This window comes from Paracoccus acridae (genome assembly GCF_014642735.1).
Taxonomy (GTDB): domain Bacteria; phylum Pseudomonadota; class Alphaproteobacteria; order Rhodobacterales; family Rhodobacteraceae; genus Paracoccus; species Paracoccus acridae.
The window spans coordinates 1-25,070 of record NZ_BMIV01000027.1 but is presented as its reverse complement, the minus strand read 5'-3'; the positions used below and the strand labels follow the sequence as shown (position 1 = coordinate 25,070).

The 25,070-nt window shown below is 64.1% G+C and carries 26 protein-coding genes and 1 pseudogene; 10 read left to right on the top strand and 17 right to left on the bottom strand.

Translation table 11 applies throughout. The features are described from left to right. The 11 genes from IEX25_RS18305 to IEX25_RS18255 all read right to left on the bottom strand — a co-directional run. Nucleotides 1-1,170, bottom strand: a 1,170-nt coding sequence (locus IEX25_RS18305; protein ID WP_188717045.1) for a type IV secretory system conjugative DNA transfer family protein, incomplete at its 3' end; no start/stop codon positions are given. Nucleotides 1,171-1,185: 15 nt separating this feature from the next. Next, nucleotides 1,186-3,081 (bottom strand): relaxase/mobilization nuclease domain-containing protein, encoded by a 1,896-nt coding sequence (locus IEX25_RS18300; RefSeq protein ID WP_188717043.1) that lies wholly within the window; start codon nt 3,079-3,081, stop codon nt 1,186-1,188. Continuing rightward, nucleotides 3,062-3,610 carry a hypothetical protein gene (locus IEX25_RS18295; RefSeq protein WP_188717041.1) on the bottom strand — a complete coding sequence of 183 codons (549 nt, stop codon included), beginning with the start codon at nt 3,608-3,610 and terminating at the stop codon, nt 3,062-3,064. The genes IEX25_RS18300 and IEX25_RS18295 overlap by 20 nt, the downstream gene beginning before the upstream one ends. Before the next feature lie 585 nt (nt 3,611-4,195). Beyond that, nucleotides 4,196-4,477 (bottom strand): hypothetical protein, encoded by a 282-nt coding sequence (locus tag IEX25_RS18290; RefSeq protein WP_188717040.1) that lies wholly within the window; start codon nt 4,475-4,477, stop codon nt 4,196-4,198. 140 nt (nt 4,478-4,617) lie between these two features. After that, entirely contained in the window at nt 4,618-4,824 is a 207-nt protein-coding gene (locus IEX25_RS18285; protein WP_188717038.1) for a cold-shock protein, read from the bottom strand. Nucleotides 4,825-5,195: 371 nt separating this feature from the next. Continuing rightward, nucleotides 5,196-5,438: a hypothetical protein gene (locus tag IEX25_RS18280; protein ID WP_103175207.1), complete on the bottom strand. Its 243-nt coding sequence runs from the start codon at nt 5,436-5,438 to the stop codon at nt 5,196-5,198. A 168-nt stretch (nt 5,439-5,606) separates the two neighbouring features. Next, nucleotides 5,607-6,089 (bottom strand): DUF3768 domain-containing protein, encoded by a 483-nt coding sequence (locus IEX25_RS18275; RefSeq protein ID WP_188717036.1) that lies wholly within the window; start codon nt 6,087-6,089, stop codon nt 5,607-5,609. 470 nt (nt 6,090-6,559) lie between these two features. Beyond that, complete coding sequence (locus IEX25_RS18270; RefSeq protein ID WP_188717034.1) at nt 6,560-7,495, bottom strand: DUF2493 domain-containing protein; 936 nt, start codon at nt 7,493-7,495, stop codon at nt 6,560-6,562. A 504-nt stretch (nt 7,496-7,999) separates the two neighbouring features. After that, entirely contained in the window at nt 8,000-8,770 is a 771-nt protein-coding gene (locus tag IEX25_RS18265) for a DUF7146 domain-containing protein (RefSeq protein WP_440589950.1), read from the bottom strand. 376 nt (nt 8,771-9,146) lie between these two features. After that, nucleotides 9,147-9,374 (bottom strand): type II toxin-antitoxin system VapB family antitoxin, encoded by a 228-nt coding sequence (locus IEX25_RS18260; RefSeq protein WP_188717032.1) that lies wholly within the window; start codon nt 9,372-9,374, stop codon nt 9,147-9,149. A 308-nt stretch (nt 9,375-9,682) separates the two neighbouring features. Beyond that, entirely contained in the window at nt 9,683-10,048 is a 366-nt protein-coding gene (locus tag IEX25_RS18255; RefSeq protein ID WP_229665438.1) for an antirestriction protein, read from the bottom strand. A 207-nt stretch (nt 10,049-10,255) separates the two neighbouring features. Here IEX25_RS18255 and IEX25_RS18250 point away from each other — a divergent pair, with 207 nt between their 5' ends. Further along, the gene (locus IEX25_RS18250; protein ID WP_103175188.1) at nt 10,256-10,531 is read left to right on the top strand and encodes an AbrB/MazE/SpoVT family DNA-binding domain-containing protein; all 276 of its coding nucleotides are present in this window, start codon (nt 10,256-10,258) and stop codon (nt 10,529-10,531) included. Continuing rightward, on the top strand, nt 10,518-10,907 hold the full coding sequence (locus IEX25_RS18245; protein ID WP_188717027.1) for a type II toxin-antitoxin system VapC family toxin: 390 nt from the start codon (nt 10,518-10,520) through the stop codon (nt 10,905-10,907). Before IEX25_RS18250 ends, IEX25_RS18245 begins: the two co-directional genes overlap by 14 nt. A gap of 5 nt (nt 10,908-10,912) precedes the next feature. Here IEX25_RS18245 and IEX25_RS20360 read toward each other — a convergent pair whose 3' ends face one another. The 4 genes from IEX25_RS20360 to IEX25_RS18230 all read right to left on the bottom strand — a co-directional run bounded on the left by IEX25_RS20360 (nt 10,913) and on the right by IEX25_RS18230 (nt 14,504). Beyond that, nucleotides 10,913-11,044, bottom strand: a complete 132-nt coding sequence (locus tag IEX25_RS20360; protein WP_256388186.1) for a hypothetical protein — start codon at nt 11,042-11,044, stop codon at nt 10,913-10,915. A gap of 156 nt (nt 11,045-11,200) precedes the next feature. Next, complete coding sequence (locus IEX25_RS18240) at nt 11,201-11,584, bottom strand: DUF6915 family protein (RefSeq protein WP_188717026.1); 384 nt, start codon at nt 11,582-11,584, stop codon at nt 11,201-11,203. An 11-nt stretch (nt 11,585-11,595) separates the two neighbouring features. After that, nucleotides 11,596-12,084 (bottom strand): DUF6878 family protein, encoded by a 489-nt coding sequence (locus tag IEX25_RS18235; protein WP_188717024.1) that lies wholly within the window; start codon nt 12,082-12,084, stop codon nt 11,596-11,598. Between the two features lie 212 nt (nt 12,085-12,296). Beyond that, nucleotides 12,297-14,504 carry a ParB/RepB/Spo0J family partition protein gene (locus tag IEX25_RS18230; RefSeq protein WP_188717022.1) on the bottom strand — a complete coding sequence of 736 codons (2,208 nt, stop codon included), beginning with the start codon at nt 14,502-14,504 and terminating at the stop codon, nt 12,297-12,299. A gap of 358 nt (nt 14,505-14,862) precedes the next feature. On the opposite strand from IEX25_RS18230, the gene IEX25_RS18225 reads away from it, so the two are divergent. Both IEX25_RS18225 and IEX25_RS18220 read left to right on the top strand, forming a co-directional pair. Next, nucleotides 14,863-15,507: a hypothetical protein gene (locus IEX25_RS18225; RefSeq protein ID WP_188717020.1), complete on the top strand. Its 645-nt coding sequence runs from the start codon at nt 14,863-14,865 to the stop codon at nt 15,505-15,507. Then, a complete protein-coding gene (locus IEX25_RS18220) occupies nt 15,507-15,950 on the top strand; it encodes a hypothetical protein (protein WP_188717018.1) in 444 nt (147 codons plus the stop codon). The genes IEX25_RS18225 and IEX25_RS18220 overlap by 1 nt, the downstream gene beginning before the upstream one ends. 288 nt (nt 15,951-16,238) lie before the next feature. Here the strand turns inward: IEX25_RS18220 and IEX25_RS18215 are convergent, their stop codons facing one another. After that, the gene (locus tag IEX25_RS18215; RefSeq protein ID WP_188717016.1) at nt 16,239-17,240 is read right to left on the bottom strand and encodes an ArdC family protein; all 1,002 of its coding nucleotides are present in this window, start codon (nt 17,238-17,240) and stop codon (nt 16,239-16,241) included. A gap of 634 nt (nt 17,241-17,874) precedes the next feature. Here IEX25_RS18215 and IEX25_RS18210 point away from each other — a divergent pair. The 5 genes and pseudogenes from IEX25_RS18210 (at nt 17,875) to tnpC (ending at nt 21,708) form a co-directional block, all read left to right on the top strand. Continuing rightward, on the top strand, nt 17,875-18,606 hold the full coding sequence (locus IEX25_RS18210) for a hypothetical protein (protein WP_188717014.1): 732 nt from the start codon (nt 17,875-17,877) through the stop codon (nt 18,604-18,606). Nucleotides 18,607-18,716: 110 nt separating this feature from the next. Then, on the top strand, nt 18,717-19,130 hold the full coding sequence (locus IEX25_RS18205) for a hypothetical protein (protein ID WP_188717013.1): 414 nt from the start codon (nt 18,717-18,719) through the stop codon (nt 19,128-19,130). Nucleotides 19,131-19,368: 238 nt separating this feature from the next. After that, nucleotides 19,369-19,692 (top strand): transposase, encoded by a 324-nt coding sequence (locus IEX25_RS18200; RefSeq protein ID WP_229665436.1) that lies wholly within the window; start codon nt 19,369-19,371, stop codon nt 19,690-19,692. Further along, nucleotides 19,689-20,033 (top strand): IS66 family insertion sequence element accessory protein TnpB, encoded by a 345-nt coding sequence (gene tnpB, locus IEX25_RS18195; protein ID WP_188717011.1) that lies wholly within the window; start codon nt 19,689-19,691, stop codon nt 20,031-20,033. The genes IEX25_RS18200 and tnpB overlap by 4 nt, the downstream gene beginning before the upstream one ends. A gap of 84 nt (nt 20,034-20,117) precedes the next feature. Further along, nucleotides 20,118-21,708: pseudogene (tnpC, locus tag IEX25_RS18190) on the top strand (IS66 family transposase). A gap of 570 nt (nt 21,709-22,278) precedes the next feature. Here tnpC and IEX25_RS18185 read toward each other — a convergent pair. Continuing rightward, nucleotides 22,279-23,058: a transglutaminase-like domain-containing protein gene (locus IEX25_RS18185; protein WP_188717010.1), complete on the bottom strand. Its 780-nt coding sequence runs from the start codon at nt 23,056-23,058 to the stop codon at nt 22,279-22,281. Between the two features lie 974 nt (nt 23,059-24,032). On the opposite strand from IEX25_RS18185, the gene IEX25_RS18180 reads away from it, so the two are divergent. Next, on the top strand, nt 24,033-25,070 hold a 1,038-nt coding region (locus IEX25_RS18180; RefSeq protein WP_440589949.1), incomplete at its 3' end, for a helix-hairpin-helix domain-containing protein.

The following is a 25,070-nucleotide window of genomic DNA, read 5'->3' as shown; positions in this document are numbered from 1 at the left end:
TACAGGCCAGGGCTCCGTTGTCGGATCGGGGATGTGCGCGCGCATGGTGGCGATCAACTCTCCGAACATCAGCCGCAGAAGCGGGGAAAGCGTCGGGATATCGTCGGAGTTGGCGACGACATAGACCGCATGCGGGCGCCGCCGAATGTCGCCCCAGGAAAAGTCGTTGGCGCTCGTGATCTTGTCGATCCGGGGGTTGAGCCACAGCCCGAGGCCGGAGCCGTCAAGAACCGAAGCGTAAGACGAGAGCGTCCGATCGGAATGGCCCGAGAAGTTGAGAAAGATTGTCGCCGTCTGGGCGTGACGCGCCTCGGCTGCCAAGGCGGCGTAGGCTGCCTCCTTGTTGCCGGTATCGAAGAGGATGCGGGCAATGGCGCCAAGCGTCGGCGTGCCGCGCTCGATGGCCAGCATGCCGCCGGCCACGAAGAGCTGGCGCGCGCCCACGATGAAGTCCGAGGCGCCGCCCTTCTCGTTCTTCGGGATCAGGAAATAGCTGGCGAGCTTTGAGAGCTCGGTGAACCGCTGGTCGGTATCCGCAATCCTGCTGATCCGCTCAAGCGGGTTGTAGCGATGCGACGGGTGCTCGAAGTCAAACGGCGCGATGCGGATCACCTGGTCGCCCTGCGCCTGGCGGTGCCGGGCCGTCGCCTCGAAGATATCGCCTTTCACATCCATCACCACGCAGGAGCCGGGAAAGAGCAGCGTGTTCGGCATCACGTATCCCACCCCCTTGCCCGAGCGGGTGGGCGCGGCCACCAGGGCATGGGGGAAGCGGTCGTAGCTGCCGCAGACAAAGCGGCCCTTTCTGTGCGGCTTGCCGAACTTGCCGAACACCAGCCCTGCCCCTACGGGCTGCAGGAGCCCGTTGCGCCGGATCTCGCGCCGGGTCTGGAAATGCGCTGTACCATAGGTGGTCAGCCGATGGGTCAGAGTGAACGCCACGGCCAGCAGGGACAAAAGCACGGCACCTGCCAGAACGATCGCATAGGCCGAACGCCAGGGATCCTGCCCGGCCATCCGCAGGCCGGGAAACTCGGTCACCAGAACGAACGGGTGTCCCGCATTCATGCCCGCCCCAAGCTGCCAATGCAGCCACAAGCCTCCCATCATCAGCCCGACAAGGGCTCCGGCAATCAATCCCGTGGGAATAGCAATGATCATCCGGTTCATCGGTTCTGCCTCCTTTCAGAGGTCGAGATCGAAGTCCTTGCGGCGCAACTCATGTTGCGCCCGCTCGTGCTGGTGCTCGCTCGAGAGCAGCCGTTCCCTGGCCAGTTCCGCCTGCCGCCGGGACAAACCCAGGCTTTCGTGGCTCTCGGCGGCTACCACCAGGGCACGGGCGATCGCGCGGCGTGGCCCTTCTTCGGGAAAGTCCGAGGCCAAGGCCCGATCATCGCCTGAAGCGATCTGCTCCATGACCCTTTCGCCGTACCGCTCCTTCAGGTCGCGCGCGAAGCGTTCGGCGTGGTCCTCCCCCTCGAACTCGACCCGGCGGTGCTGGCGGTGTACCCGGGACAGCGTCTCGAGCGTCCGCACCAGGCGATCGCTCTCGCGGCTGTGGACCGTCTCCCGGGCGTGCTCCATCCCCAGGGCGTGGTTCAGCACCTTGGCGGCGGTGGCGTAGAAGCTGTCCACGAGGTCGGCCACCTGGTCGCGCTCGGCCTTTACGTCGAGATCGAGCCCTCGGGCAACCGAGACTGCCCTGAGATCTGCCTTGACCCACTCGCGCTCCTGCCAGGCATTGGCAGCCGGATGCTCGAGCCGCCGCTCCATCGCGGGCCGCTCGATGCCGATGGCTTCGGCCGCCTCCAGGACCCCGGTCCGCACCTCAAGGGCGGCGGTCCGGGACAGGGTCTTCGTGACCGTCCCGCGGGTGATGGCGCTGTCTCCAAGCTCGCTCCGGTAGAGGGCCGAGCGCGGCGGCTCCATGACCAGCTCGGCGCCGCGTGCATCGCCCAGATCGCGCAGGATCGCGGTGGTGACCTCCGCCAGTTCCGTGCGCATCTCGCGCCGGTCCTCGGGACCAAGGGTGGCGATCTCGCGCTCGGCCCGATCAAGCCAGCCGGCAAACACCCGGTCCAGGCTCTGCCGGGTATGCGGAATGATGGTGCCGTCCAGATCCATAGTCGTCTCCTTCAGGGTTTGTGGGGATATGATACCGCCGGTCTCGAGGATCTTGGCAGCCCGCTCCATGCGCAGCTTCACCTCCTTGAGCCGGGCAAGGCTGGCGATCCCGGCCAGCATCTTGAGCGTGGCCGCGCTGCGGGTGACCACCGCCAGCCCCTCCTCGAGCGCCGGGCCCTGCAGCGCCCGCTCGCGCACCGGGCGCCTCTCGCGCGCCGCCCCCTCGATCTCGGCACGGCTCGGCCCATAGGTCAGGATGCCCCGCTCGAGGCGTGAGGAGGCATCGAGTTCCACCCCCATCCCGCCCGCGATCTCCACCAGCCGCTCCTTCATGGTGGAAAGGTTGAAGGCATGATCCTTCGCCATGAAGAACCAGGTGTCCTGCTCGAGACCGCGGTTGTTCACCACGATATGGACATGGGGGTGCGAGCGGTCGGTGTGCAGCGCCGCCACATAGGCCCATTCATCCTGCATATGGGTGCCTGACTGGAACATCTCGAAGGCCCAGGCCTCCGCGATCCGCAGCGCCTTTCGGGGCGCAAGGTCATAGGGAAACGAGAGGAGCAGATGCGTGGTATGGCCATTCTTTGGATCGCCCCGCCAGCCGTCCGACCAGTCGAGCACAATCGCGCGGCGCTGCTCGGCTGACAGCACCTGTGCCTCTGGATCAAGCGCGACCGTGTTGCCGAAGAGCGCATGCGACTTGGTGAAGAGATAGCGAAGCTGCGCCTGGAGCCGGCCCGGCGTCTGCGTGCCGCCCCGCGCGATCTTCTTCAGCACCGCGGCGTTCGAGCCCTGGCCCACCCGCCACAGATTGCGGGCCTGCGCCGAGAAGGACGACCCCCTGGCCCCGGATCGTCGCCCCGTCGTCTTGCCGAACCCGCTGTCGCGCGGCACCCGGCCGCCGACGCGGCGCAGCCGGATCTCGCCGATCAGATCATCCGCGAGGCTCGCCATGCTCCGCCTCCTTCCATGCCATAAAGAGCCGGATGCCGCGACGCCGCTGCTCGTCCACCACTGCCCGCAGATCGGCGCGCATCTCCGGCAGGGTCTGGCGCAGGGCGTTGAGGACCGCCCATTGCTCACCGCTTGGATCGATGCGACCCTGGCCCGCCGCCAAGGCGATTGCGTTCACGGCAAGGCCGATCTCCTGGAGCTCGGCCCGCACGGCCTCGAGGCGCACACCGGTGGCGGGGTCGAACTCCAGCATCCCCGAGGCCGCCCGCACCAGGGCTCGCAGGGCGTCCGAGGTCGAGCCAAGGCCATGGCGGCTTTTCAGCACCAAGAGCGCCTCCAGCTCGACCGGCGACAGCCGGGCCGAAACGGCTTGGCCTCCGGTGGTGGCCGTCTCCCGGCTGCGGCGAGGGCCGTCCGGGCGGGTCTTGCTGATCTGTTTGCAAGAACCGTGCTGTGACGCGGGCGAGCGCCGCTTGCCGCCGGGGCGCACTGGGTCTGCGGGGGTCTGGGGCGTGTCTCGAAGGGCCATCGGGCGCTCCATTCCACAGGTGTAGACATTAGGCATTTCCTGCCAACGTTACATCTCTCACCATGCCATATTTTAGGGGATCTGTCACGGGTTTCGTGCTGGCAATCCGAGAGATCCACCGCCCCTTGTTAGAGGGGCCCGCGGCGCTTCAGAACACAAGCACCCAGTGTCTACCGGAGGGTCAAGCTGGCCCATACCAATCTGATACCCCGAGCCGAGGGGAGCCGCGCCTGCCGAGGGGCGTGGCTCATGATCGCGCTCTTCCTCTACGGGCACGGCTGCCTGAGGACCAGAGATCACGCGACACAACAAGGCAGATCCTACGCCTCTTTCTATGGTTTGGCGGAGTGGGCACTGTTTTCTGCCCGAAAGATCAACTATCCCCTGAAGCCCGGCGCAGACATAAAGGTCTTATCAGCCGAGCGGGTGTGTGTGGTTGGTTTCAGAGTGTTCCCGCCCGGCTGAGAGATCCCCCATCCGTAAGGCGTGGTGCCAGTGATGTCGGGGGCGGAGAAGAGCTCCAGGTCCCTCACATGAAGCCCGGGCCCGCGTTCGCCTGGAATCCCTCGTCATCGGGGCCCGCTGTCACGTCCGGTTGTCCGAGAGGGTGCTGGTCCTGCGAGGCGGGGATGCCTTTCTGACCCGTGTCCGGATGAAGGGCGCGGCTAGCTTGCCGCCCGGACCCTCAAGCTCCAGGATGAGCGTCTCCAACTCGCCGATCTGCTTTCTGATCCGGTCGATTGCTGCATCGCGCTCCTGGCTGGACAAAGGCAGCCGGCCGATATTGGCCCGACACAGCATCACCGCCGTGTTGGCTGCCGACAGGTGGGCCTGCAAGGCGCTGTAGGTGGTGATCCGGTAGCTCATGCCCGATCCTCTTATGCGCTATTTGCATAAGGCAGACCTGGTTAAGGAGCGGTTAACAGGGCGGGATGGTGCCGCCCCTCTTGTGAAGACGCCCTCACCCGCAGCATGTTTGCGGCAGGGCGGCGACCACCTTTGTCGTCTCAGATGGCCTGCAGATCGACTGCGCTTGTCTTGCCGTTGCGGCCGGTCTCCAGTTCAAAGGAGACTTTCTGCCCGTCCCGCAGCGTGTCCAGTCCGGCGCGCTGAACGGCCGTGATATGGACAAACACATCCCCGCCCCCGGTCTCCGGCGCAATGAAGCCATAACCCTTGTCGGTGTTGAACCACTTGACAGTCCCGCGTGCCATCGTCCCTCTCCGCTGCACAACAAGACCTTGCTTGGCATAGCGCTCAGCCGCGCAGCAAGAGATTTCTGATGGAGGTCGGAATAGCTTTCCTTCAAAGGTGGGGGTCCGGATGCGACCTGCCCGCTGACTTTGGTGGCGCCTTCGCATGTCGCACATGCGACGGGCAGGGTGGCCTGTCCGATCCTGCAAGGATCCTATTTCCACGCCGTGGTCTCCGAACTGCGGGAATAGGTCCGGTTGCTATGTGTCACTGGGCATCTCGCCTGTCGCGTTGTTCTCGCGTCTTCCCTATGCTGGAGGCAGCGTTAAGGGCGGGCCATGGTCATGACCAAGGATTACCGGGGCACCTTTGACAATATTTCTGACCCTTATCACGACGCAGATGGCGTAATGCGTCGAAGGGTTATCTCGCAGCCGCCGCCTTCAATGGCGTGGTAGCTTTCGAGAACGACCCGCTCGTCGGCACCGTTCAGGGACAGCTGCCCCTCATGAGGTCCGTTGATCTGATGTTCGTCAAGGGTCGTGTCTGCGCTGAACCGGATATAGTCGCCCCCGGTTTCTATTGTGCCGCTGATCGGCTCAATGCCGTCAAGCGAGAGTGTCGCATCGGTCATGTGCTGCCCTCCCTCAAGGGATGAATAGGAACAACGATCCTTCTGCTCATAAGGGACCAGCATTTGATAAAAATGAAATGCTTGAGGATGTCTGGGAAGAAGGCGATCTCTGACCTGATACCATCGGCAACATCAGGCGGCCCCGCTTTCGAAGCCGCCCATGCCGGATCAGTATTCGTCGGGCAGGCAGAGGGTCAGGATACGGATCGTCTGTGCAGGATCCGTTTCCACCTCCGGTCCCATCAACCCGTCGGTGTCGTAAAGGTCGATCTTCCAGTAGATGCGCACGGTTTCGTCTCCGTGCGGCACATCCGGCATGCCGAAGCTGCGGACGCCATCGGTGCCATGATCGTCCATGACCGCCGCGTCGGTGCGCACCCGGTCGAGGGCCGCGTCCACGAAGTCAGGGCCCCGGGCAACGATCCCGCGCGTCACGACCACCCTGCCGCGCAGAGTCTCGCCCTGCCATTCGGTCTGCCCAAGGGCCGCCCGGAAGGCGTCGTTCTGCGCCCCGATGATCCGCGCCTCGGCCAATGCGGCCTCGTAGCGGTCGAGATCGAAGACCGGCCCCGCGCAATGGCGGCAAGCGTCTGGACGGATGCCTGCCGTGATCTGGGTGGCCTCGCAGGAGATGCATTGATAGCGCGTCATGAGAAAACCCTCCTTATGATCTGGCGATCCCCTCCCGGTCTTGCCCTTCTTCAAGAATGGGAGCGGACCGGGAAGGCGAGCCGCGCCCCCGGCGCGTCTCACCTTCCTGGGCTGCCTCCCGGCGAGGGCGGGAGGGGGGCCCGGCAACTGCAAAATCAAGCCCCAAGGGTCGGGGGCCCCGTCTGCACAAGCCGCCGCCCGGCGGCGCGGAAGATGGGGGTGCCCCCTTGGGGTGCCGCATTTTGCGGTTGACGGGGGAACCGGCGGTTCCCCTCTTCCTTCCCTTCCGACACCGGTGCGGGCCAGGCGCTATGCTGTCCTGCAGGGGGCGTTCGGCTCGTCCGAATCCCCCCTGCACGGCGCTCCCCGCGCCACCCGGACCTTTTGCTGAACCACCCGCCACAGGGCGGCGCAGCAGGCGGTGTCTGACAACGACCCTGTGGCTGGCAGAGGGCGGTAGAGAACGGCGCTTACGCGCCGCCCTCGATCTTCATGACCGGGATGCCCAGCTTGCGGGCCTTGTCAGCCAGGTTCTCCTGGATGCCGGTGCCGGGGAAGACCAGGACACCGACCGGCAGGACATCGAGCAGCGCGTCATTGCGCTTGAAGGGTGCGGCCTTGCCGTGCCTCGTCCAGTCGGGACGGAAGGCGATCTGGGGCACCTTGCGGTGATCGGCCCAGCGGGATGCAATGAGTTCCGCGCCCTTGGGTGAGCCGCCATGCAGGAGCACCATGTCGGGGTGCTTGGCATGGACCTGATCGAGCCTGGCCCAGATCAGCCGGTGGTCGTTGAAGTCCGCGCCGCCGGTCAGGGCCACCTTTGGCCCGGCAGGCAGCATCACCTCGGTCTCGGCCCGGCGCTTGGCGGCCAGGAAGTCGCGGCTGTCGATCATTGCCGCCGTGAGATGGCGATGGCTGACCATCGAGCCCGTGCGTGGCCGCCAGGCACTGCCGGTGTGGTGCTCGAAGGCCTCGGTCGCGAGGTCGCGGAAGAGCTCCATGCCGGCGCGCCGTTCGATCAGGGTCTGCCCTTCCGCAACGAGGCGTTCGAGTTCGACGGATTTCACCTCGCTGCCGTCCTGCTCGCGCTGCAGGCGGCGCTGCGCCTGTTCGTTGCTGTCGAGTTCGCGCGCGACGCGGGCCGCGGCACGGTGGAAGAGATTGACGGTGCCCCAGAGCAGTTCCTCGAGATCGGGCTCGAGCCGGGTGTCACTGAGGCTCGCCACCAGGGCGTCGAAGATGTCGGACACGGCAGTGGAGACGGTATCGGCCTCGGGCAACGGCCGGGGATCGGGCTCATCCTGAAAGGGGCGCCAGCCGTAAAGCTGGAGTTCGGTCAGGACGTGGTCAGTCTGGGAGGCGGTATGGACCGGCTCGGGGGCCTGGTCGTCGGGATCCTGTGTCATCGCGTTCTCCTTCGATGGGGGCGAGACCCGCGTTTCTCGCGGCCTTCGCGGGCATCGAAGCGCACCGGAGGGACGGACGGGCAGCCCTCGCGCCTCGCGAGGGCCTTGATGGCCAAGGCCGGCTATTTTGCTTCGCGATGCAAAGCGTCCGCAGGACGCGGCGGAAAATAGTCGGCCGCCGCCATTGCCCGGCCGATCCGGCTGTGCGCCGATTGCCCTCCTCGAAGGCCCGGAACGCGGATCTCCGCGCGTGAAGGAGAGGTGACCGGGACAAGGGGGGGACCCGTCCAAAGGGCAGAGGCCCGGCCACCAGCCCGGACCCTGCCTCACCCCGGCAGGAAACGGCGTCGGTCGTCGGGATGGAGCACATCCTTCAGCGCCGCGCTCAGGGTAGCAGCGCCACGATGCCGTAGGTCGTCATTGAAGTCGCCCCCCACGGGCACAAGGGCAATCGCCTCGATGCCGAGGCTGGCCGCTCGGCCCAGAAGGCTGTCGCGCGCTCTGTCANGGCATGCCAGGCAGCACCTGGCGCGGCGACAGCACAGTCTCGATGCCCTCGCCCACCGCCAGCACATCATCGGCCACCCCGAAGCGGACGCCGTGGCCGAGAAGCTCCCCCATGGCCCGGCGCGGCGTGGCGATCGGGGCCTTGCCGGAACCATCCGGGGCAAGCCAGGTGCGATGCGCGCCGGTCTGGCGGCCGGCCAGATCGGTGACAGCGGCAATCATCGCCGGCCGGGCTTCGGGGCGCGCCTGCCCGTCCGGCCGGTAGTAGCACCGGGGGTGGAAGCGCAGCGCGGCCGTGGAGGAAAGGCAGGTGATTGCCCTGTTGGCCAGATAGGTTGCCGCGAGCGTGCCGGCGATCGGCTCGGCCATGGCGAAGAGCCGCCGTGCCGCCTGCCGCGAGCCGGGTGCCCTGCGGGATGTCCCGCCACCTGCTGTCTGGACCGAGGCCGGATCGGGATGGGGAAGCGCAAGAAACCGGCGTGCCTCGGCAGCCACATCCTTGAAGTCGAGAAGGCCGGCCGCTTCGCGGATGAGGTCGAGCAGATCGCCGTGTTCGCCTGTGGCGGCATCGGACCACCGGCCCGCGGCACCCCCGCCGGTTTCCGGGCCTGCCAGACGCACGAACATCGAGCGGCCGGGGGTGTTTCTCACATCGCCCACCAGCCAGTAGTTGCCGTTCTTTCGGCCAGAGGGCAGGTAATGGCGGCAGACCGCCTCGGCCTCCCGGCTAAGACGGATCGCCAGATCGGACGCGTCACGATGGGGCATCAGAGGACCTCCTGTGTGCTGGGGCATCTGCCACCTCCGGGTCCGGACCACGGACCCTCGGTCGCGGCGTTTCCCCGGGGGCGGAAAGCACGAACTCGCGGCACTCTCTCGACCGCATCGGCTCAACCCTCCTGCCCCGACCCCCCTCTGCCTTTTCTGACTGTCTCCATCACCGCACCACGGCCGGCGGCACACCCTCACAGCCTTCCCCGATGGCGATCCCCTGGTCTGCTGGCGGAAGCAGGGTCTTGGGCTTCAAGGGCACAGGTCGGCACAAGTACCTGCAGTCATGTGACGAGGCGGCGTCCACCGTGACAGCGGATGCCGCCGGGCGCACAGCGCGCAAGGCGGTCAGACGGAAGCGTTGGTATGACCCTCAGCGCTTTTTTGACGGGTGCACCATGCGCGTCGATTTGCGGCCGTAGTTCTTCACCGTCTCGCGCAGGGTCGCAATCTGGTCATCAATGGTGGGTGTGGACCGCAGACGCTCGATCTCGTTTTGGAGAGCCAGGCGCATGGCTTCCGTCTTGTCAACGCCCAGCATGTCCGCCAGGGTTTGCGCCAAGTCATCCAGGCGTTCATCATAGATTGTGCGCTTTTCCATCGTAGGGTCCGCCTTGCATGCACGGCCAAGACCATCCGGTAACCCCAAGGTGGGCTGCTCGGCAAGACAGCACGAGATGGCAGTCAAGCCGCTCGACAGGGGCCGTTTTGGTAGCCACGCACCTGCTGATCGGACCGCCTTCTGCCAAGGATAACGACCTGATGCGCATCTTCTCCTCGGCCCTAGATCCCGGCGCGTGTCCAGGAGGCAGGCTTCTCTCGCTTGCCGTCTGAGCCGCCCTCCTGCGGCGTCACAGCGAAGCCAGCATGAAACAAGCGCCCCGCCGAACGGCAGGGCGCTTGCAGGGATCAGTCGATGGCCTGGAAAATCTCGCGGGCCTCGGGATGATCCGCGGCATGGGCGTAAAGGCGGGCAAAGCCTTCCGCCAGTTCCGGGGCGTCATGGCGGAACGACAGGTGCGAGAAGGCAAAGAGCGTGGCGATGATGCCCGCAGCGTCAGCCGAGACATCGCCTTCATAGCCGTTGCCGTCCCAGACAAGGTGGAAGCGCGGCCTGCAGGTTGGGGCGAGATAAAGGGGCTCGCCTGCCAATTCAAGGAAGTCCCACATGCCGCCGGTGTAGTCCGTCGGGCTCAGCCTTTCCATGAAGTCGAAGACGGTGTGCTCGCCGATAAGCAGAAAGCGGGCGCCGAACAGCCGAGGCAGAAAGGCCATGCGACGCTCCTCGGGAACGGGCATGGCAGAGGAGAATGAGGGTGCGGTGAGGGTCATGGCGGAGATCTCCGGTTATGAGAAACAGGGATGCGCCCGCCATGTCGCTCTCTAGCTCCGGCAGGCGCAGCCTTTTCCCGGCGACCCTCTGTCTCTTGATGCGCGGTGCCGCGACGCGTATCTTACCCTTGTCTTACACAGGATCCCGACATGGCACAGGCCGATCCCCCAATCACCACCGTCTCGACCAAGGGACAGGTCATCCTGCCCAAAGCGATCCGCAGGCGCCGGGACTGGGATGCAGGAACCCGGCTCATCGTCGAGGACACCCCCGAAGGCGTGTTGCTGAAGGCGGCGCCCGCCTTTGCGCCCAGCCGGTCTGACGCCGTGTTCGGGATGTTGCCGCATACGGGCGCGCCTGTCTCGCTCGAAGAGATGGAGGCCGGGGTGCTGGCCGAGGCCCGCAGGCACCATGATCGCGATTGATACCAACATTGTCGTCCGCTACCTGACCGGCGATCATCCTGAACAATCGAGGCGCGCGCGCGAGATCGTGGACGGGCAGCCCGTGTTCGTGCCGGTCACCGTGGTGCTGGAAACAGAATGGGTGTTGCGCAGCGCTTATGGCCACGGCCCCGCGGATGTGGCGCGCGCCTTGCGCGCCTTTGGCGGCCTTCCTCATGTCACCGTTGAAGACGCGTCCATCGTGGCGGCCGCGATTGACTTGGTCGAGCGGGGCATGGATTTTGCCGATGCGCTGCATCTTCGCCGCTCGACGGACAGGGACGCGTTTCTGACCTTTGACCGCCGGTTCGTGAAGGCGGCGAAAGCCGTCGGCATCGACCTCGTGCAGGAGGCATGAGAGGATCAGCCGAACCGCCGGCCTTCGGCCGTGAAGGTGTAGCCGTTGGCGGCAATGACGTGGTCGACGGTCTCGTCCGAGGGGAGGTGCTCGTATTGCGCCTTGATCCGGTCATAAAGCCAGCGGGCCAGGCGCATGGCAGCGCGGCATGTTGCGATAAAAGGCCTTGCGCATCTCCCGCAGACGCCGGTCATGACGCGCCTGCGGGCTGATGAGCGCTGCCGCCACCGCGCAAACCACCGTGCTCGCCGCGGCACAAACCCCGACATGCAGGCGCAGGTAGGTTGCGAATATCAGGATGCTCCCCTCCTTGCCTCGCTGACGGCAGGAACAAGATCGACAATCGGCTCGATCCTTGCGGCCGGTCCCATCCACGGCTCCGGGCGGATCGCCCTGGCCCAGTCGGCGAAGCTCGGGATGTGGCCCAGATCCTCGCGGACATGCTGCTCGCCGATCCACCGGGTGGGGATCCGCCGCCCCGAGGCCAGGGTGAGCGTGGTACCGAACAGCCGTTCCGACATGAAGATGCCCTCGGCATGATGGCGCAGCGCCCGGTGCCGGAAGTCGGCAAGGATCTCCTTGCTGCCATCGAACCAGGCATGGACGGCCAGGTAGTCCTCGATGCTGCCGCCCCAGCTGCGGACCGAGGAGAGGGCGTGATGATAAGGATGTGCCATGGTCTCCTCCCTTAGAACACGTGGCTGTAGGTTTCAGTGGCGGTGTAGCGCTCCCTGTGATCGAGCGTGATCGCCCGGGCTGGCACGTCGAAGACGAACTCGCCAGAGGCGCCGTCGTTGTTCTCCCAGCCGGGATGGCTTTGCTCGAGCAGGTCATAGCAATGCTGCTCGAGAGCGGCCCCGATCTCCACTTGGGCGGTGGACACATCGTCCGAGTTCCAGGTGGCGGACGCCAGCGAAACCTGCCCCGGAGGAAGATCGACAATGGTTTCGCCGCACTGTGCGGTGACATCCTCGATCTGGCCGCTGTCGCCGTAGCCGTCGAAGGTCACCGTGACGGTGGTGATCCCGGCGGCCTCCAGGGCATCGAAGAGCGCGGCCTTGTTGGCCGGGCGCAGCGCGGCTGCGCGTTGTTGATGAGCATCGTGTTCGGCAAGAACACGGGCGATGCTTGCAGCAAGGTCAGGGTCCGGCTTGCCGGCATGTTCGGGATCGGTCATGGAAAGGTCCTCCGGGAGAGCGGGATGACAGAAACGGCGCGGCGCGGCTCTCCCTCCTCACGCCGGGCTTGTCCCCTCCCCCACCTGGCTCTGCCTCTTGGTAAGGGAGGGCGGTGTTCACGGCCCCTGCCTCAGGTCAGCGCGACACGACCAAGCCGTCGTGGACCGGGAGAGCGGGAGACGGGGCGGCTATGCCGCCCCGGCTCCCATCCTCACTCGGCGGCCATGCCTTGCGGATTGGCCTCCTCCACGCGGGCAGTGCCGTCTTCCCCTGCTCCGGACGGAGGCTCCCGTGCGGGATCGTCCGTATCGTCTGGTTCCGCGTTATTGGCCTCACCGGTCGGGTCGGTCGGCAGGGAAGCAGATCCGGCATTCTCGTCGCTGGTTGCCCCGCTTTCGGCAATCCGCAGCCGCAGCGGCTCGGGCAGCCAGCCGGTCTCCGCCAGCAGCCGCTCGGCTTCCCGCGCCATGTCGGGTTTCTTCAGGTGATCGATGCGCTGCGCCGCTGCCTCCCCTGCGCCTTCGCGCACTGCCGCAAGGATGCGCGGCTTGGTCACCCGGCCAAGATAGCTCTCGACCGTGGGCCGCCAGCCCGCCTCCACGAGATCGAGCTCTGTTGCCCGGGCCAGCCGGTCGGCCTCGCGGAGGCGCCGCTCGAGACCCTGCTGACTGACACCCGTGCCGCCGCTGAAGCCGGGCCGCTCGACAAGCGCATTGACCCCGAAGCTGACGCAGTGGGCCAGCAGAGCCAGTCGGCTTGCATCGTCGAGGTCGTTGAGCCAAGTCCAAAGCCGGTCGTCATCCTCGGCATCGGGCAGGTCTGCCTGCCATGCCGCATGGCGCGCAGCGATCTGTTGCGCGGGCAGGCTGTCAGCCAGACCCGGGGCCTGCACGGGAAAGCAGACGGTCCGGACAAAGGCCTCCAGGGCCGCGCCGCAGTCGCGGCTGCCAAAGCAGTCCAGCACCAGCCGGTGCAGAAGGGCTGTCAGCGCGACATGCGGGTGCGCGGCCAGGGCGTCGCGCAACGCCAAGGTGCGATATGCGGTCAGCTCGACCACCAGGCTCTCGGGCAGGGGCTTGAGGGTGTCGGTCTCCTCGGCACTTTCCTCGCCGGTGCCTGGCTCACCCGTCATCGTGATGGGGACAGGTTGCCCCATGTCCTTGGGCGTGACGCCACCTTTCATATCAGGCGTACCCGCGGGCACGTCGTCGTCACCCCCCTGCCCGTCCTCATCGTCTGGCCGGACATGGCCACGATCGACCATCAACCTGCCGTCGGCGCCTATGCTGACAAATACCCCGGCGCGCGCCATCTGCTCGGGCGAGAAGACCATTGGCCTGTGCTCATAAGCCTCGAGCGCCGCCTCGATCTCTCCCAGCCGCCGGTCCACATCTTCGGGCAGTTCCTCGGCTTCCGCATGCTCGGCCTCGAGCAGGTCGTATTCGTCACGCAAAGCCTCGCGGGTGGCACGCTCCTCGTCGGTCAGGTCGATGGTGGTGCCGGCGATCTGCCGAAGCCCGCGCTCGTGGCCATAGGGTAAGCTCACGGCTACCTCGACCCAGGCCCAGCCTTCCGCGGCAATCCCGTTGGCCTCACACTTCAGCTTCTCCGCGACCAGCCGGTCGAGCAGGGCCACGTCCTGCAGCCAGCCGCCATCGTCGGTCTCGAAGAGATCGCGCAACACGATGCCGCCCGCCGCCTCGTAGGCGGGAATGCCCACGAAGAGCGCGCGCCGGTCGGACGCGCGCACCGTGGTCTCGGTCAGCATCCGGCGGATGGTGTAGGGCTCCTTCGACCAGCTGTCCCTGACCACCTGCCAGACCTGCTCCTGGCGCGCATGGTCGTCGGTCACGGTAAAGGCCATCAACTGCTCGAGCGTCATCGCGTCCTCGGCGTAGACCTCGAGCAGCGCGGGCGAGACAGAGGCCAGCCGCAGGCGCTGCTTGACGACCTTGGCATCGACGAGAAAGGCCGCGGCGATGGCCTCTTCGGTCATGCCGGTCTCCCGCAGGGTCTGGAAGGCGCGGAACTGATCGAGCGGATGGAGGGGCGCCCGCTCGATGTTCTCGGCCAAGGACAGCTCGGCCACCAGCACGTCCGTCTCGGACCCGCTCCCCGACACAATGCAGGGCACGGGCGCGGTCTTCGCCAGACGCTTCTGCTTAACCAGCAGCTCGAGTGCACGGAAGCGCCGGCCGCCGGCAGGCACCTCGAAAAGACCGGTCTCTGCGCCGTCCTCGTCCAGGACGGGACGGACATGGAGGGACTGGATCAAGCCGCGCCGGGCAATGGATGCGGCAAGCTCCTCGACCGAAACGCCGGCCTTGATGCGCCGGACGTTGGACTGGCTGAGGACCAGCTTATCGAAGGGAATGTCGCGCGCGGACGCGAGGGTGATGGGGGATAGGGCTTTGGCCATGGCAGTGTTCTCCGCGACGGGCGCCGGGAGCCTCTCTCCCTGGCTTTCAACCCGTCACGATCTCCCATCCCTCCTTTCACTCTCTGCAGACCGCCCTTGAGTTGCGGCCCGGATCACAGCGTTTTGCCTGAGAGCGATACATGTCGAACACGGGCGGCTTTATCGTGGGCGGCAGCAAGGTCTTCTGCCTTCCCGCCCCCAAAGCCCTTCATCCAAATCCTGTCATGGATGAATGTCTTGAGGACGCTAGGAGGGGAGCTTGCTTCGGACCCCAAACCGGTAGACCAATGCGAGGCAACTGATCGACGACCGACCGCCCCGGGGCGGTTACCCTTGTATGTGCATGTTCGGGACAACCATGATGAAGACTGCCGCGGGTCCAACTGAGAACGCCTTAAAGGCCTTGCTTGCCAAGCACGCCTGCCCTGTGCCGTTTCACGAGGTGCGCACACGGTTTCTGGGCAATATCGCCACTCCGACGATGTCGGTTTCGCCCTTGCAGATCATCAAGGACCTGTGGGGTGGCGAACTCCCGGCCGTTGACAGCATCGATGACCTCAACGACCTGCTCGAGGCCCTGGTGCAGGGGCTGTGGAACGGGTTGACCCTGCACCAGAAGCGCAGCCAGCCCTTCCGGCTCACCCGGATGTCGACGGACGCCACCGCTGCACATCTCGCCCGATACGCCCGCGTCCGCTTCGAGGAACTGGATGGCTTCATGACAGGGCTCTTCAACGGGCAGGAGATCATCGATCTGCCCGAGCGGGCGCACGAGGCCGTCGGCCACATCAAGGAGCTGCGGGCAATGATGACCGGCATCTGCGACCTCGCCGCGCGCGAGCCCAGACCCGATGACCCCGAGCAGCTTGAGACCACCTTCAAGCATTTGCGCGAACTGACCCGGATCATGGAAACCGAAATCCACGAGGCCGTGCTGTCCTGCGCCCGGGCCCGGCGCCAGATGCTCGAGAGCGCGCCTTCCGCCCGGTCGACGATCCACTGATGGTCCTGTCCTCCGAGGAACGCCTTCGCGAAAAGCTGCGCAAGATCGAGGCGCTCTATGCCGGTGCTGCGACAGCCGGGGAAAAAACCGCAGCAGGTGCCGCGGCAGAGCGCATTCGGCGCCAGTTCGAGGCCATCAGCAGGACGGAACAGGCTGAGGAGTTCAAGTTCTCGATCACCGATCCTTGGTCACGTCAGCTCTTCATTGCGCTGTGCCGGCGCTACGGCATGAAGCCGTTCCGCTATCCGCGCATGCACCGCCAGACCGTCATGGTCCGCGCCCCGGCCAGTTTCGTCCACGTGACGCTATGGCCGGAATTCGAGGAGCTCAGCCGCGCCCTGACGTCCCACCTCGATGACATCACCAAGAAAATCATTCGCGAGGAAGTGCACGAAGCCACCCAGGACGCGGACGAGATCAGCGAGCCGCGTCAGCTGCGCTGAGATGTTTTCGGCCACACTCTGAAGCAGGCCCACGCGGCGACCGGGAGAAGACAGCAAGACGCCCTCACCCGGCGCGTCCCCGGCCATGCAGATGGACGGCTGCAGGTCTCCTGACGGAAGCCGGCGCGAGGCCGGGCGGCTGTAAACCGTGCTCAGGCAAGACATGTCGAACCGGGGGGCGGTCGTGAGACCGGCCGCTGGATGACCCCCGTCCCGCAGGCTGAGTTGGACCGATATCGGCGTGGCCGGACGGGGGTGATTCTCTGGCATGTCCAGGCGCAACCCTTGCTACACCGTGCCGGTGAAAACAGGAGAACCAGGGTAGTCCGCCTCTGTTTCATCAGGTGCGCCGGAAGACGGAGGGGAAGGCTGCTGCGCGTGCATCCAGTCGGCGGCCTGCTGGGCCTTGGCCGCGGCGGTGAACAGGGCGCGGGGGTCGTTCCTCAAGACCTCGAGCCAGGAGGCAAGGTAGGCGGCATGGTCGGGACGCGGATGGTGGGCAATGCCGAGATCGGCAAGCACGAGGCCACTGAGGATCTCCACGCAGCATTCTTCCGCCGCGTAAGCAACTGAGCCGAACCGGCCCGACAGATCGCGGTCAAGCCTGTGCTTTGCCCCGGAGGCGTGACCGTGCTCATGCAGCCAGACACCGTAGAACGACGGGGCGTCCCGGAACGATCCGAAGTCCGGCATGACCACCGTATCCGACGAGGGACGATAAAAGGCGTCCGTCCCTCCGAACACGGTTGTGATCCCCAGGTTGGCGACAAAAGCCTCCGCCTGCGCCAAACGCTCGTTCTCCGACAGCAGGTGTGTCGGAGGGCGCTCGTACCCGTCCACCTGGTCGACATTGAACACGGAAAAGGCGCCGGCAAACATTCGGGCGTGGCGCATGTCGTCCTTGTCGGTATCCCCGGCCTTGTCGAACGAGGACACCTGCTTCCACAAGACGATGGTGGTTGAGCGCTCGCCCTTGCGCACCTGCGCCCCGGCCTCTTGCCACTGCCGATAGGTGCCCCAAAGACCATCGTTGTAACCGGAGGCCATGGCGGCGGCCCATAGCGCAACGGTGTTGATGCCCCGGTAACGCCTGCCAGATGCCACGTTGGTCGGCCGGGCGGCACAGCTTCCGTTGTGAAACCACGGTGCATGCCACTCCCCTGCCCCGTGTTCGATTGCCGCAATGATGGCGGCCGTGACGCGCGCGTAGGTGTCGGCCCGCGAACCGGCAGCATCGCCATCGCGTGCAGAATGCGTCAGCCGGTCGGCACCGTTGTTGTGTCTGGGCATCGCAATATCCTCCGCGACGGGGCGCCGGAGGCCTTTCCTCCGGTCTTCATCCCGTCACGCAGTGACCAGCCAAGCTTTGCCTCTCGAAACCCGAGGGACCCCTTGCGGTCGTCCACGAGCGCCGTAGCAAACGTTACAGTCAAAGCCTGATCTGCAGCCCACCACGCGCAGTGGTTCATTCATGATTGGAGAACAGAAGTCCCTTCAACCACACCCTACCGACGTAAAGGGCGGGAAGCGGCCTGACGGCAGTGCAGCAGGACTTCTGTACGTCCTGACAGAGCAGTCACTCGGTGGCCATTTCTAGCGATACCATCATAATTTGCCCGTCGCTAAGCATTCTGCGCCTTGAGATTTCCGTGCCGCGGGGAGGAACCGCTTCTGCAGGTGAAGCGTCGATCCGGACATCCACCGCAAGATGGACCCTCTGCCTTGCCAAGCTCCGCGATGCAGCCTTCCGGAACCGCCCTCCATTGCAGAGTGGGCCCAGTGCGTCGGCCGCGTGAAGATTCTGAAGGGTGGCGGAAAGGTTAGCTGCAGTCGGGATCTACAGGCAAAGCGGTGAGCAGAGGAGTAACAATCTGTCATTTACCCGGATCAGATATACATCTACGATCTGGGTTGGAGAACGACCATGACCGACAAGGCGCATTACACATTCAAGATCGAGGGCTTCACGCCCGAAACGATGCCCTTCGGGCGTCTGATCGACTACTATGCGCAGCTTAAGCAAATGCTAGGCCTTACGGAGCATTTGCATCTGGTCAATGTTTTTAAGAGCAGCCATGCAACTTGCCTCGCAGTCGACGCTGAGGCCCGGAAGCATGTCGAGGAACGTCTACTCGAGATCAAGGACGGCAGCGCACCGAAGAATGCATTGCGTGCTCGGGATCAAATCAATTTCATGCTGCAAGAGGACGGCACTAGCGCCGAATTCTTTGGCCCAGATAGAACCAACGTAATCCCGTTCCCTGGAACAAGGGCGGATGACGATGTAATTTATAGCATCTGTGACCAAGCTGTCTTCTCCGGCGAACTCTACCATATCGCTGTATCCAAGAATGACGTGAAGCTGCGAGTCGCAACGGACGCATTCGGGGTTGTTTATTGTGTAGCTCCCCGGAAGATGGGCATTACACTGCGAGAGTTTCTCGACGAACAAATTCAAATCACAGGACGCGGGACTTGGAAGCGGACGACTGATGGAGCTTGGACTGTCAATGACGTGACGATCATAGACTTCCAACCGATCGAAAAAAGCTTCCGCGAGACCGTCGACAGGCTACGAGCACTTGATATCGACTGGCCAGAAGATGTCTTGGGCGAAATCGATAGGATCGAGGAACGAGGCGGCCAGTTTCATTGATAGTTGCGCTAGATAATACATTCCTAACGCTTATTCTGAATCAGAATTCTCAACCACGGCGGGGACCAACCGGGCAGCCGACCGAGTTCTGGAGAGAGCGCGTCGAAGCCATGATCGATGAGCATTCGGCAAACGGGGACACGATCTTGATACCGACACCATGCTTGGCAGAGGTCCTCATGGCAGTTCCGAGTGTCGCCAAAGCGATCGAGGTGATCAGAGCATCAACCTCAATGCAGATTGCATCTTTCGACGCTAAAGCGGCAGTCGAGCTAGGAATTGAGAACGCGAAAGCCCGCAAATCTGGCGATAAGAAGAGCGGCAGCACTGCTGACTGGCAAAAGGTCAAGTTCGACCGCCAGGTATCGATCATCGCCAAGACTTCGGGTGCTAAAATTTTCTACACAGACGACAACGACCAAACGTATTTCTCGAAGCTAATCGGCCTAAAGGTTATCCATACCTGGGAGCTTCCGCTGCCCCCAAAGATCGCGCAGCCGAATTTCCTCGACGATCACGACTAGGCCAGATCCACGCACTCGTCTCTACGTCCGTTGACGGCTGCAATGCCGCGCTGACGTCAGGATTCTTTCTGCCCTCTCTATCGGCCTTCTTTCATGAAAGATAGATAGTAAGCGGGAAGGAGACCCCGTGGGTTAATGGCGTGCCTGGTCTCGGATAGGGTTTGGACATCGATCTGATCACTGGTGTTCCATGCCTACGCCTAGTTCTACGCCTATGCCTGCGACTGGTAGCTTTCAGTTGGTCGAGGCTGTTGTCGAGCGGCTGGACGGTGCGCCGGTCGGCGAACGACGACGCTGGTCGGATGAGTTCAAGGCACAGGCAGTCACCGCGGCTCTGGAACCGGGCGTCAATGTTTCCGCACTGGCGCGCCGTCTGGGGATTTCGCCGCCGCAGCTGTTTGGGTGGCGCAAGGCCTTTCTGAACAAGCAGAGCGAGGGTGCCCCCGCGAGCATGCCAGCCCCTCTTGTGGAAATCATGGTGGGCGATGTCACGATCCGGATCAGCCCCGATCTCAGTGAGGCAGCGCTGCGCCGGATCTTTCGCGCGGTGCGCTCGGCATGATCCCGTCTGGTGTGAGAATCTTTCTGGCCAGCCAGCCGGTTGACTTCCGGAAGGGGCCGGACAGCCTGCTGTCCCTGGTGCGTGATGGAGGCAGCGACCCCTTCAGCGGCGCCCTTTATGTGTTCCGGGCGAAACGCGCGGACCGGATCAAGATCGTTTGGCGGGACGGCAGCGGGATCTGTCTCTTCGCCAAGCGGCTAGAGAAGTCTTCATTCTGCTGGCCAAGGATCGGACATGTCCGTGTCCAGTTGAACCATGCCCAGCTCACCGCGCTATTGGACGGGTTGGACTGGAAGCGGGTTCGTCCGGTCTCGGTCAAGGCACCTGTCTTTGCGGGCTAACCCGCCTGCGGCAAAGTGAATCACCTGTGCCTTGTGCGCGGATATCCTGCGGAATGGCCGGTCAGGATATGCTATCTCCAAGGCATGAGCGCGGACGATCTCTTCCTTCCCGATGACATGGAGCTGCTGAAGTCCATGGTCCGTGCCATGGCGCAGAAGACGGCGCTCCTGGAGGACGAGAATGCGGCCCTGAAAGCGCGCAGCTCGGATGCCGACGAGCGGATCAAGCGACTGATGCAGATCCTGAAAGCCTATGACCGGGCCCGGTCCGGACGCCGCTCGGAAAAGTTTGGCACCAACGAGACGACAGGAAACGAGGATGCGCAGCAGTCTTTCGTCTTTGAGGAGATCGAGACTGGTATCGCTGCCCTGAGGGCGCAGGCCGGCAAAGTCCCGGACCCGAGCGCGAAGCGCCCACCCCGGCCGCGCAAGGGCTTCCCACCGCATCTGGAGCGGGTTGAGGTTGGTGCTCGAGCCCGAGGAGCTGCCGGTGCATGTGGGCAAGCAGAAGGTGCTGATCGGCGAAGATGTGTCGGAACGGCTGGATGTGATCCCGGCAAAGTTCCGGGTGATCGTCACCCGCCGCCCCAAATACGCGTTCAAGGGTTGGGATGGTGTCATCCAAGCGCCGGCGCCGGCGCATATCATTGAAAGCGGCCTGCCGACCGAGGCGCTGCTGGCACATATCGCCGTTTCCAAATACGCCGATGGCCTTCCGCTTTATCGCCAGGAAGGGATCTACGCCCGCGATCTGGTCGACCTCGACAGGCGGTTGATGGCGCAGTGGATGGGCCGGGTCGGCTTCGAACTGGAAATCCTTGCAGATCATGTCCTTGATGGGGTCCTGAAGGGTGCCCGGGTTTTTGCGGACGAAACCAGCCTGCCGGCCCTTGCCCCTGGCACCGGAGCCACGAAGAAAGCATGGCTCTGGGCCTATGCCCGCGATGACAGCACCTTTGGAGGGAATAGCCCACCCATGGTGGCTTACCGCTTCGAGGACAGTCGATCCGGCGACTGCGTGCGCCGGCATCTCGGGGGCTATCGCGGCATTCTGCAAGTGGACGGCTACGCTGCCTACAACAAGCTGTTGCGCAAGGACGGGGGCAATGACGGCCCGCGCCTGGCAGGATGCTGGGCCCATAGCCGACGACGGTTTTACGAACTCCACGCTGCCGGAGACAGCCGGGTCGCCACTACCACAGTGGAGCGGATGGCCGATCTGTGGAAGCTCGAGGCAGAAATGCGTGGCCAAAGTCCCGAGACGCGCGCCGCCGCGCGCCAGGCTGTCTCGGCACCCATCGTCGCGGGGCTGTTCATGCTTTGGCAACAGACCCTGCCGCGCATCTCTGGAAAATCGAAGCTGGCCGAGGCCATTCGCTATGCCGTCACCCGACGCGAGATCTTAGAACGCTTCCTGACTGACGGCCTTGTTGAACTGGACTCCAACATTGTCGAGCGCGCCATCAGGCCCCAGACCATCACGAGGAAGAATAGCCTGTTCGCCGGATCAGACGGCGGCGGCCGCACATGGGCAACCATCGCCACGCTGTTGCAGACCTGCAAGATGAACGACGTAGACCCGGCGGCATGGCTGACCCAGTCTCTGGAACGCATCGCCAACGGATGGCCGAGTGCCCAAATCGACACTCTCATGCCGTGGAATTACAAAGTCTGAACGGCCTCAGCTCCCCGCTTACGATAGATAGCGGCAGCAATGTCCCGCATAGTCGCCAGTCACTGGCTGCTTTAGTCCAATGCTCCTGCCTGCGGACGGCCGATGGGAAACATATCTTCGCCGTAGTGGTGCAGCTTAACGTGATGGCTGCGGCAAAGCCACCGCACGTTCAGGGGTTCATCATATCGGTCGTGATGAGCATCGACCTTAGCCGTGCCGCAGACTTCGCGGAGTGGTGGCTGCAGGAATTCGGACCAGTTGCCAAGCTTTGGCAATTGGCGAAGGACTGATCCGCATGTCGAAACGAAAACGCTGTCTGACCGAGTTCAAGGCGAAGGTGGCGTTGCAAGCCATCCGTGAGGAACTGACGGCGGCCGATCTGGCCAGGAAGGACGACATCCATCCATGAAGGGCATTAGTGGCGCGATCCTTCCTGTCCCCTGTGCCTGCGATCACAATATCCGCAAGGTCCTTGCCCGTCTTGGGTTCTTTATCTCTTCACCAGATCGCAGCAAGCATCGGTAGCAAAGGTTCTGCCAATGCAAAGCACTGGCCGCACGACACGGCTATTCAGAGCTGACGGATTGCCTTGACGGTCTGCGTCTGCAACTCCGTCGCCGTTACCGTGGTCAGGAAGGCCACGTCCACCGCGTCGCGGCCCACGGCGATCAAGGCCATCTCGTCGGCCTCAGCCATGCCGGTGGGGTCGATCAGGTGCCAGGTGCCCTCCAGATAGACCTCGGCCACGGCATGGAAATCGGGTGGCTCGACCCCAGGGGCGAAGACGCTGGCAATGCGCGCGGGGATCTGGGCCGCGCGGCACAGCGCGATCATCAGGTGGGCGTAATCGCGGCACACCCCGCGCCGTTCCAGAAAGGTATCCGCCGCCGTGGTCGAGGCATTGCTGACGCCCGAGACATAGTCCAGCCGCTGGCTTATCCAGTCGCGGATCGCCATGACCTTGGCGCCGCCGGTCTTGTCGCCGAACCGCTGGTTCACGAAGGGCACGAAGCGTTCCGCCTGGCAGTAACGCGAAGGCAGCAGATAGCGCAGCGCATCGCCCGACATCTCGTCCATCTCCATCGCGGTTAGGCGTTCGAAGACCGGGCGGGGTCGCGTCACCACCACGCTGGCGGAATAGTTGCAGCGCAGATCCTCCGCCGTGCGGATGATGATCTTTTCGCCGATGCCTTCCTCGCCAGGGACGCGGGCCAGATGCTCGACCGGGCCGAAGTCGATGGTGGCGTTGCTGATCTCCTGCCCGAAGGCCCCGGCGGCCTCGACCGCCAGGATCGCAGGTCCCGGCGTCAGAAGCTTGTAGCTCAGTTCAACCTCGACCTTCATCCGCATGCTTGTCCGCCCCTACCTGCCACGGCACCGAACGACGGCCCGGCAGGATTGGATCCGAGAGATATAGCTGAAAGTTGACGGGACCGTAAAAAGCCGATCCATTTCGAAAGCCGTTTTGCCCATGATCAAGGCTCACGCAGGTCCTGCATGAGCAGTTTGGAATTACGTTCTACAGCCAGTCGCCGGGTTACCTGCTTCTCCCGCTTTGGTACGAATATATCCGCGCCCGACTGGATCAACGCGACCATCCCGGGTCAAGGCCTGGGGCAGTGGACCGCGCTCGTCGTCTGGGCACTCATTTCATGCTCGGCCCGCTAGCTGGTGGTTGCGGATCTCCAGCCTCCAGGATCGTTTTATGCCGTCGATCCATTCGAGCATGGTTCCTATGAGGCGGCTTTTGCAGAAGCGCAAAGGCTTGCTGCAAAATAGCCTGGACATCAGCTCCGCGCGTCTGTGCACGGATCTTCGAGACAGAGGCATCTGACGGCCCTCGGACATTCTGCGGAGAGACAAGAAAGGGAGATGGAGAGAGGCCCCTCGATCTGTTGCAAGGACAGGCTCGGCATCTCCGCGCCTTGTTCAAGATTGGTCTTCCTGCACAGCCAAGTGGCAGGCAAGTTCACAGAAATTGTCGGTGACAAGACACGTCGTCAACTTCAGGATCACGTAGCCATCTGCACCCAACCCTGAACCGGCGCACGAGAGACCCTCCGTCTGAGCAGGTTGAAGCAGCGTTCGTCCAGTCCTTAAGAACCAACTCAACCACTGTTAGGAATTCGGCCCTCACATAATCGCGGGAGTTGATCAAGTTGCACAGGAATGTTTACGGTTTGCTGTCCTGTCCTGCGAGGAACCGCTGTGCCTGATCGGAAACCAAAGACGCCGCTTGCCGATCAGCACATGTTTCTGTCGCCGCAGCTTGATGCTTCGGCTCCTACGGCTTTCCCGAAAGCCATGCGGCCAGCTTCGCACTCGTGGCCTACGCCTCGGCCTGGCTGAAGTGCTGGCATCCCGACGCCTTCTGCGCGGCACTGCTCAACAGCCAGCCGATGGGCTTCTATGCCCCCGCGCAGATCGTGCGCGACGCGCAGGAGCACGGTGTCGAGATCCGGCCAGTTTGTGTGAACGCCTCCCGTTGGGACTGCACGCTGGAACCGACTGGACGGCCCGAGGACGAGGGCAGCCACTTTGCCGTCCGCCTCGGCCTCAGGATGATCAAGGGGCTGGCGAACAGCCATGCCGCAGCGATTGTCGCGACGCGGGCGGATCAGGCCTATGCCTCAATCGAGGATCTCTGGCGCAGGGTCCGTGTGCCGATTGCCGCCCTGACGCGGATCGCCGAGGCCGACGCCTTTCGTCCCAGTCTCGGTCTGTCCCGCCGCGACGCCTCTTGGGCCATCAAGGGACTGGCTCCCGAGGAGCTGCCGCTCTTCGCGGCGGCATCAGATCGTGCAGGAGAAAACAATCCTGAGCCAGCCGAGCCCGCTGTCGTGCTCCGCCCGATGACCCTGGGCCGCGAGGTGGTCGAGGATTACGGCCATACCGGACTGTCGCTGCGCCGCCATCCGGCCTCGTTCCTGCGCGACACACTGAAGCAGCGCCGCACCGTGACCTGCGCCGAGGCTATGGGCAGCCGCGATCGCCGCTGGCTGGAAACCGCCGGCCTGGTGCTGGTCCGCCAGCGGCCGGGATCGGCCAAGGGTGTCATGTTCATCACCATCGAGGACGAGACCGGTGTCGCCAACCTCGTGGTCTGGACGAAGGTTTTCAAGGCGCATCGTCGGATCGTCCTTGGGGCCGGCATGATCGCCGTGCAGGGCCGCAGCCAGAGGGAGGGTGAGGTGGTGCACCTCGTTGCCCATCGGCTGACCGACCTGTCCCGCGAACTCGGAAGCGTCGGCAGGCAAGGTGAACCGCCCCGGGTTTACCGGAGAGTTTGTGGTTCAATGATTAGGCTGCTTTTTCGGCTGCGTTCAAGCTTGCGTAGAAGGCCTCCTCTGCTTCGTTCGGCG

What these genes read in the sequence shown, in the direction of transcription:
- IEX25_RS18205 (WP_188717013.1), top strand. Translation starts at nt 18,717, where the DNA reads ATGATCGATGAGCATTCGGCAAACGGGGACACGATCTTGATACCGACA.
- IEX25_RS18235 (WP_188717024.1), bottom strand. Translation starts at nt 12,084, where the DNA reads ATGACCGATCCCGAACATGCCGGCAAGCCGGACCCTGACCTTGCTGCA.
- IEX25_RS18300 (WP_188717043.1), bottom strand. Translation starts at nt 3,081, where the DNA reads ATGGCGAGCCTCGCGGATGATCTGATCGGCGAGATCCGGCTGCGCCGC.
- IEX25_RS18240 (WP_188717026.1), bottom strand. Translation starts at nt 11,584, where the DNA reads ATGGCACATCCTTATCATCACGCCCTCTCCTCGGTCCGCAGCTGGGGC.
- IEX25_RS18220 (WP_188717018.1), top strand. Translation starts at nt 15,507, where the DNA reads ATGGTCCTGTCCTCCGAGGAACGCCTTCGCGAAAAGCTGCGCAAGATC.
- IEX25_RS18260 (WP_188717032.1), bottom strand. Translation starts at nt 9,374, where the DNA reads ATGGAAAAGCGCACAATCTATGATGAACGCCTGGATGACTTGGCGCAA.
- IEX25_RS18230 (WP_188717022.1), bottom strand. Translation starts at nt 14,504, where the DNA reads ATGGCCAAAGCCCTATCCCCCATCACCCTCGCGTCCGCGCGCGACATT.
- IEX25_RS18255 (WP_229665438.1), bottom strand. Translation starts at nt 10,048, where the DNA reads ATGGCCTTTCTGCCTCGGCTGTTCGGCGCCCGCTTTCTGCTTATCGGC.
- IEX25_RS18270 (WP_188717034.1), bottom strand. Translation starts at nt 7,495, where the DNA reads ATGACACAGGATCCCGACGACCAGGCCCCCGAGCCGGTCCATACCGCC.
- IEX25_RS18225 (WP_188717020.1), top strand. Translation starts at nt 14,863, where the DNA reads ATGATGAAGACTGCCGCGGGTCCAACTGAGAACGCCTTAAAGGCCTTG.
- IEX25_RS18285 (WP_188717038.1), bottom strand. Translation starts at nt 4,824, where the DNA reads ATGGCACGCGGGACTGTCAAGTGGTTCAACACCGACAAGGGTTATGGC.
- IEX25_RS18245 (WP_188717027.1), top strand. Translation starts at nt 10,518, where the DNA reads ATGATCGCGATTGATACCAACATTGTCGTCCGCTACCTGACCGGCGAT.
- IEX25_RS18215 (WP_188717016.1), bottom strand. Translation starts at nt 17,240, where the DNA reads ATGCCCAGACACAACAACGGTGCCGACCGGCTGACGCATTCTGCACGC.
- tnpB (WP_188717011.1), top strand. Translation starts at nt 19,689, where the DNA reads ATGATCCCGTCTGGTGTGAGAATCTTTCTGGCCAGCCAGCCGGTTGAC.
- IEX25_RS18275 (WP_188717036.1), bottom strand. Translation starts at nt 6,089, where the DNA reads ATGACGCGCTATCAATGCATCTCCTGCGAGGCCACCCAGATCACGGCA.
- IEX25_RS18210 (WP_188717014.1), top strand. Translation starts at nt 17,875, where the DNA reads ATGACCGACAAGGCGCATTACACATTCAAGATCGAGGGCTTCACGCCC.
- IEX25_RS18290 (WP_188717040.1), bottom strand. Translation starts at nt 4,477, where the DNA reads ATGAGCTACCGGATCACCACCTACAGCGCCTTGCAGGCCCACCTGTCG.
- IEX25_RS18295 (WP_188717041.1), bottom strand. Translation starts at nt 3,610, where the DNA reads ATGGCCCTTCGAGACACGCCCCAGACCCCCGCAGACCCAGTGCGCCCC.
- IEX25_RS20360 (WP_256388186.1), bottom strand. Translation starts at nt 11,044, where the DNA reads ATGCGCCTGGCCCGCTGGCTTTATGACCGGATCAAGGCGCAATACGAG.
- IEX25_RS18280 (WP_103175207.1), bottom strand. Translation starts at nt 5,438, where the DNA reads ATGACCGATGCGACACTCTCGCTTGACGGCATTGAGCCGATCAGCGGC.
- IEX25_RS18250 (WP_103175188.1), top strand. Translation starts at nt 10,256, where the DNA reads ATGGCACAGGCCGATCCCCCAATCACCACCGTCTCGACCAAGGGACAG.
- IEX25_RS18185 (WP_188717010.1), bottom strand. Translation starts at nt 23,058, where the DNA reads ATGCGGATGAAGGTCGAGGTTGAACTGAGCTACAAGCTTCTGACGCCG.